Below are 6696 nucleotides of genomic sequence, written 5' to 3' on the forward strand. Positions count from 1 at the left end.
TTGGGAATCTTCATTATAAAGGAGGGGCACTATCCAATGCCCCTCTATTTTTTTAGTTCAACCCTAATCGATCAAAAATGGTATCGACATGCTGGAGATGGTAGTTATAATCAAAGCAATCTGCAATTTCCGCCGGTGAAAGTAAAGAGGTAATTTTCGTTTCTGCCTCAATTAAACCACGGAATGGAACTTGTTTCTCCCACGCTTCCATTGCTTTCGGCTGCACCGTATCATAGGCTTCCTCACGGGAAAGTCCTTTATCGATTAATGCTAGCAACACTCGCTGCGAATAAATCAATCCAAGCGTACGGTCCATGTTGCGCTTCATGTTTTCTGGAAAAACAGTCAAGTTTTTAATAATGTTCGCAAAGCGATTAAGCATATAATTTAAACCAATCGTGGCATCCGGTAAAATAATCCGTTCTGCAGATGAATGGGAAATGTCACGTTCATGCCATAGCGGCACATTTTCATAGGCAGTTAGCATGTAACCGCGGATTACGCGGGCGATCCCCGTCATGTTTTCAGAGCCAATTGGATTACGTTTATGAGGCATTGCAGATGACCCTTTTTGTCCTTTTGCAAAAAACTCTTCAACTTCACGCGTTTCACTTTTTTGCAGGCCGCGGACTTCCACCGCAAACTTTTCAACTGAAGTCGCAATCAACGCTAAAGTTGACATATAGTGAGCATGACGATCGCGCTGCAGGGTCTGAGTAGAAATTGGAGCACGCTGAAGCCCCAATTTTTCACAAACATACTGCTCAACAAAAGGATTAATGTTTGCATAGGTTCCAACTGCACCGGAAATCTTACCAAACTCTATGCCCTCTGCAGCTTGTTTAAAACGCTCCAGATTCCGTTTCATCTCTTCATACCATAATGCCAGTTTAAGACCAAAAGTTGTCGGTTCAGCATGGACACCATGGGTCCGACCCATCATCACCGTATATTTATGTTCCTGTGCTTTGTTCTTTAAAATCTCAATGAAGTTCTCAATGTCCTTTAGCAAGATTTGATTAGCCTGCTTCAATAAGTAAGACAGGGCCGTATCAACTACGTCGGTAGACGTTAATCCGTAATGAACCCATTTGCGCTCTTCACCAAGTGTTTCTGATACTGCACGTGTAAACGCGACAACATCGTGTCTTGTTTCCTCTTCAATTTCCTTAATCCGGTCAATATTAAAAGAAGCATTCTCACGAAGTTTCTTTACATCCTCTTTTGGAATGTCTCCAAGTTCAGACCAAGCTTCACATGCGAGGATTTCAACCTCCAACCAGGCATTAAAGCGGTTCTCCTCCGTCCAAATTGCTCCCATTTCAGGTCTTGTATAACGATCAATCATGTTTTATCCTCCGATCAGTTCTTTTGCTGTATGCCAGATGCTGCTCTCGTTTATTTCTAAAAGTGCCTCTGTTACATCATCACGTAAAATGGTAACATGCCCCATTTTCCTTTTCAATTTTGGCTCTTTTTTTCCGTATAAATGAATTTTCCAGTCTGTTAGTTGCGGAATATCTTGATATAAGCTTTCAAGGTGCTCTCCTAATAGATTGACCATAACTGCCGGTTTTAATAGCCCTGTGCTCCCTAATGGCCAATTGCAGATGGCACGGATATGCTGTTCAAACTGGGAAGTCTCACAGGCTTCAATCGAATAGTGCCCTGAATTATGCGGCCGTGGCGCCAGCTCATTGATATAAATTGTTCCATTCTCCGTTACAAACATTTCGACCGCCAGCGTCCCGACTAATCCAAGCGAATCAGCAATCTGCTTCGCCTTTAGAATGGCCATTTCTTGTATATCCTGAGTAATTCTTGCCGGAACAATCGTTTTATGCAAAATATTTTCTATATGAATGTTTTCCCCTACTGGAAAAATAGAGGTTTCGCCATCTACTTTTCTTGTTACAATCACGGAAATTTCTTTTTCAAAAGAAATCCATTTTTCTAGGACGCAGGCTCCATGATTGAGAAGTGCCTCAGTTTTCGCTAAATCCTCCTTATTTTTCACCACCAGCTGGCCTTTTCCATCATAGCCGCCTCTTGCCGTTTTCAATACGGCCGGAAAGCCAATTGATTCTATTTTTATAAAAAGATCCTCTAGGTGGTTGATTACTTCATAAGGAGCAACTTCTACTCCGGCTGCTTGTATAGCAGCTTTTTCTTTGATTCGATCCTGTGTAATTGTTAAAAGTTTAGGGCCTTGCGGGACATAAGCCTTCTCACAAATCCAACCTAGTGTATCGGCATCGATATTTTCAAATTCATAGGTAATCACATCGCTGACTTCGGCTAATCGGCTAATTGCCTCACGGTCATTGTAAGCGCCGATGATTTCAATATCTGCCACCTGACCGCAGGGTGAGTCTGCAGATGGCTCTAAGACGGCAATTCGAAACCCTTGTGCTTTTGCGGATAGCGCCATCATTCTGCCAAGTTGACCCCCGCCGATAATCCCAATCGTTGCTCCTGGTAAAATCACTTTGTTAGACAAGTTGATCACTACTTTCTAGTACTTCTAGTTTAATAGTTTCACGTCTAGCTTCTAATTTATTTGCAAGGACTTGGTCATTAGCTGCTAATATTTGTGCTGCCAGCAGGCCAGCATTTACAGCACCTGAAGTTCCAATCGCCACGGTTGCAACCGGTACGCCACCCGGCATTTGTACGATTGAAAGTAAGGAATCCAAACCATTTAATGCTTTTGATTGAACGGGCACGCCGATGACCGGCAATGTTGTCTTTGCGGCAACCATCCCTGGAAGATGAGCCGCTCCTCCGGCACCAGCGATAATGACCTTTAGGCCTCTTTCTCTGGCTTCTTCTGCATATGTAAACATCAATTCAGGCGTTCGATGGGCCGAAACTACCTTTTTTTCATAGGGAATCTCTAATTGATCCAATATATCACAAGCATGCCTCATTGTTTCCCAATCTGACTTGCTTCCCATGATGACTCCGACTAACTTTTCCATTCCGATTCCCCCTTTATTCAAAATAAAAAGCCCGGTACAAATAGCGTCCTCATGAAGAGAAAGCCATTTGTCCGGGCATGAGCATTTAAGGTCAACAAAAAGGAAGGCAACGCCCCATTTTGTGCCGAACATATTGACTTTCCCTCATAGTCCAATAATTTACGGTTATTGGGTAGAAACTTATGGGCCATATTCCCATGGATATACGAGGGTAAAGATAAATTGTTTTGTTAGATTATCTGCCTTTATCTTACCAATCAACCGTCTAGCTGTCAACCAATAAATCGAACATTATTTTTAAATAACACCACAATGTTCGTGTTTTACTCAATTAACTTCGCTTCAAAGACGATTTGACGGCCAATTGGCTCATAAATGGTATCATTTCCTTTTTTAACCTCTTGAAAAATTGGCTTCTCGGTTCTGCGAACAGGAAAATAGCCTTGCTGTTCCATTCTATTCAAGCATTCCTCAATACTTTCATTTTCCTGAACTTCAAATTGCATCTTCTTTTTGCTCATGAGAACAATTTCCCTCTTTTCACGGATTTCACCCAGAACCCGCCATGTATAGATTTCGGCTCATAAGAGATTATGAATGCCTTGGGGTCCAAGCTTTTGATCGTATCATAAAGCTTTAACTCAAATTTTCTCGGTGTCAGGATTTGCATGGCCATTCGGTCGCCTTCGAGACCATTTGCTTCCCAGTTCGTAACACCGTACCCTTTTTCTCTTAATATTTTTGGCAAATCTTTATCATATTCCTTCGTAATTACATTAACAGTAATATAACCCAAGGCCAGCTTTTCTTCAATTTTCATCCCCACAATGACACCAATTCCATAACCAACCGCATAGGCAATCAAGTTTTGAATCTCATTAAGATTATTCAAGACAAGACCGAGCCCCAAAACATAAATAACCACTTCAATCATACTGAGAAACGCAGCTAAATACCGCTGGCCCTTAAGTGTTAGAATCATTCTGATTGTAAAAAAAGAAACATAGACAATATTAATAATCAGGATAATGGCAACCATTAGTAAGCTATTTTCTAACATAGGAAGTCCCCCTTGGCAGTATGCTCACTATATTAGCACAAAATTTACTGACGGTCAGTCTCTTTGTATTGAAATTGGTGAAACTTGAGATTTCACTACCATCGTATCCTCTGCTAGTTGGACCTCGTAATCATATAGAGTTTGAGCAATTATACGCCTCGCTTCTTTTGCCGCATCCCAAAATAAGGTATCATCAACAAGACCGGTAATCGTATATTCGATTCCACGAAAATTAGCATTCAATGAAGTCATTCCATAAACTTGAAATGGCTCCATGACACAATTAGACTCATCCAATTTCAGACAAGGCATATTAGTTTCATTTATTTTTTCACAAGCAATTTCCAGAACCTCCAATACCTTGTTTGGATTCTCCCGATAACTGACAACTACTCTTTCGATGACCCGCATTCGGTCAATATTATAATTTTGTATTTGCTTTACTTCCCCATTGCTGATGGTTAACAGCTTCCCGCTCCATTCCCGAACCTTTAAATACCTTAGGCTAACCTCCTCAACTGTCCCATTAAAGGTATTATTAACGGTAATAAAATCGCCTTTATGAAGCTGCTTTTCATAAATTAAGAAGATTCCTGCCAGGATATCCTTGATTAAGCTTTGCGCCCCAAAACCGACGATGACCCCGACAATTCCTGCACCTGCCAAAACTCTCCCAAAATGTTGGACATACTGTGATACTGCGAAAAATATGACCGTTAGGGTAGCCGTATATTTGGTTAAGGAACGAATCATACTTTCAATCGTCTGCTCTTTGCGTTCTTCAATAAAATTTGTTCGTTGGAAAAAATCATGAATCACTTTATTTATGATGAAAACACTCAGCCATGCAATGATTACCGCTAATATTATACTTGTCAATTTATATTCATGAAGCAGATTCAGCCAATCCATCCATTCACCTTCTTCTTTTCCACTTATCCCTAGTCTTTACAATTATGGACATACTAATTTGAAAATCTTACATTGATTGTGAGGGGCATTTGTGTTTAAAAAAATACTAATCATCACGGTTCTAGTTATGACGAGCATTTCGTTCCAATCCACTGTATTCGCACAGAAATCACTCAAGGCCGCTTTCATTCGGAACAACGATTTGTGGATCAAAATTGGAGATAAAGAAAAGAGAATAACAAACGGAGAGTATGTAAGGTATCCAAAGTGGTCGCATAATGGGGAGTGAATCGCTTACCTAAAAGGTAAAGATTCCCCTTATAGCGGCGATTTATGGCTTTATAATATTAAAAGCAGGAAACACTTTAGAGTCATATCGAATATTTCGAACGACTTACAATGGTCTCCAAGGGAAAATAAAATTGGTTTTCTGAAGGATAAGGTTTTATATATGTTAAATGCGGAATCTTCCTCCCCATACGCACAGATAGGATCCCATATTGAAAATTTCTCATGGCTGCCTGATGGAAAGGGTTTTATAACCTCCTCCAAAGAAAGTGAAAAGCTTAACTCTGATATTATTTTATCGAGAGTCCTTCTTGGCCGGAAAAATTTAGAGATTAAACACTTTTACACCGTTCCTGTTCATGAAGATGAACTATTTGTAAGCACGAGTCGATTTAAATGGTCTCATGATAATAAGTGGATTGCATTTTTGATGGTACCAACCGCGTCTTTGTCTGCCGATGGGAATAAGCTCTGTGTTCTCTCATCGAATGGAAAGGTGTTTAAACGAGTTGATGAGATGTTAAATTATGAGGAATGGTTTCAATGGGCGCCAACAAGAGATGTTCTTGGATACATAAGTGGGGTTGGCCGCGAAGCGATGAAGAATAAACAAATGAAGACAATTAGTTTTCCAGCCTTTGTTGTGAAGGATATTACTCCAAGGGGGTCTGTCGATCGTGATCTAGCTTGGAAGAATAATGGTGTTTTGTTTGTATCACGTTCAAAGGAAAGTGAGTTAGTTGACATTAGTGACCGGCCATTGCCAAGTATTTTTGAAATTTCTAAAAAGCAACGGCAAGTGACCTTTCCTTCCAAAAATGAAGGTGATTTTGCCCCTCAATATTTGGGTAATACTCTTTACTGGATTAGGACTGACAGAAAGACAGCAAATATATTAGTTTCCAGACCTAATGAAAGTAAGGAAAAACAGTGGATAAAAGATATTACTTTAGGGACCTGGTATTACGAAAAGTGGCATTGGGATGAGGTTTTTGATTTGTATAATGGAACGGAAGGGCGTTAAGAATTGGTAACTACTACTTTTGGTAGAGTTGGAAGGAAGAAAACAGGAGGGTTTTTATTTTGAAGTGGTCTATGGGACAGTTTTGCCGGTCTGGATTGGTGTTTTGTCCAATAGGAGCGGTCTATGGGACAATTTTGCCGCTCTGGATTGGTGTTTTGTCCCATAGGAGCAGTCTATGAGACAGTTTTGCCGGTTTGGGTTGGTGTTTTGTCCCATAGGAGCAGTCTATGAGACAGTTTTGCCGGTTTGGGTTAGTGTTTTGTCCCATAGGAGCAGTCTATGAGACAGTTTTACCGGTTTGGGTTCGTGTTTTGTCCCATAGGACCCTTATTCGACCTTTCGGAATGTTTGAGTTGGTGTTTCTACCCAAATTACAAAAAGACAACCCTCGCGGATTGTCTTTTTCATTGGCCTGGCAACGTCCTACTCTC

Annotated in this window: 7 protein-coding genes and 1 riboswitch; of the genes, 1 reads left to right on the forward strand and 6 read right to left on the reverse strand. The window is 40.6% G+C overall.

What is annotated here, in order from left to right:
* Nucleotides 1-52: 52 nt before the first annotated feature.
* The 6 genes from purB to ABES02_RS09595 form a co-directional block, all read right to left on the reverse strand.
* Nucleotides 53-1348 (reverse strand): adenylosuccinate lyase, encoded by a 1296-nt coding sequence (gene purB / locus ABES02_RS09570; protein ID WP_430133489.1) that lies wholly within the window; start codon nt 1346-1348, stop codon nt 53-55.
* A gap of 3 nt (nt 1349-1351) precedes the next feature.
* Nucleotides 1352-2500: a 5-(carboxyamino)imidazole ribonucleotide synthase gene (gene purK, locus ABES02_RS09575; protein WP_430133492.1), complete on the reverse strand. Its 1149-nt coding sequence runs from the start codon at nt 2498-2500 to the stop codon at nt 1352-1354.
* A complete protein-coding gene (purE, locus tag ABES02_RS09580; protein WP_430133494.1) occupies nt 2493-2981 on the reverse strand; it encodes a 5-(carboxyamino)imidazole ribonucleotide mutase in 489 nt (162 codons plus the stop codon). Before purE ends, purK begins: the two co-directional genes overlap by 8 nt.
* A 127-nt stretch (nt 2982-3108) precedes the next feature.
* A riboswitch (purine riboswitch) is annotated at nt 3109-3210 on the reverse strand.
* Nucleotides 3211-3304: 94 nt separating this feature from the next.
* Entirely contained in the window at nt 3305-3502 is a 198-nt protein-coding gene (locus ABES02_RS09585) for an NETI motif-containing protein (RefSeq protein WP_430133497.1), read from the reverse strand.
* Nucleotides 3499-4041, reverse strand: coding sequence for a DUF2179 domain-containing protein (locus ABES02_RS09590; protein WP_430133499.1), 543 nt, complete (start codon nt 4039-4041; stop codon nt 3499-3501). The genes ABES02_RS09585 and ABES02_RS09590 overlap by 4 nt, the downstream gene beginning before the upstream one ends.
* Before the next feature lie 54 nt (nt 4042-4095).
* A complete protein-coding gene (locus ABES02_RS09595) occupies nt 4096-4953 on the reverse strand; it encodes a mechanosensitive ion channel family protein (protein WP_430133502.1) in 858 nt (285 codons plus the stop codon).
* Between the two features lie 451 nt (nt 4954-5404).
* On the opposite strand from ABES02_RS09595, the gene ABES02_RS09600 reads away from it, so the two are divergent.
* A complete protein-coding gene (locus tag ABES02_RS09600; protein ID WP_430133504.1) occupies nt 5405-6265 on the forward strand; it encodes a translocation protein TolB in 861 nt (286 codons plus the stop codon).
* Nucleotides 6266-6696: the final 431 nt, after the last annotated feature.

Origin of the sequence: Neobacillus pocheonensis (assembly GCF_050477905.1) — a bacterium.
Classification (GTDB): Bacteria; Bacillota; Bacilli; order Bacillales; family Cytobacillaceae; genus Neobacillus; species Neobacillus pocheonensis_A.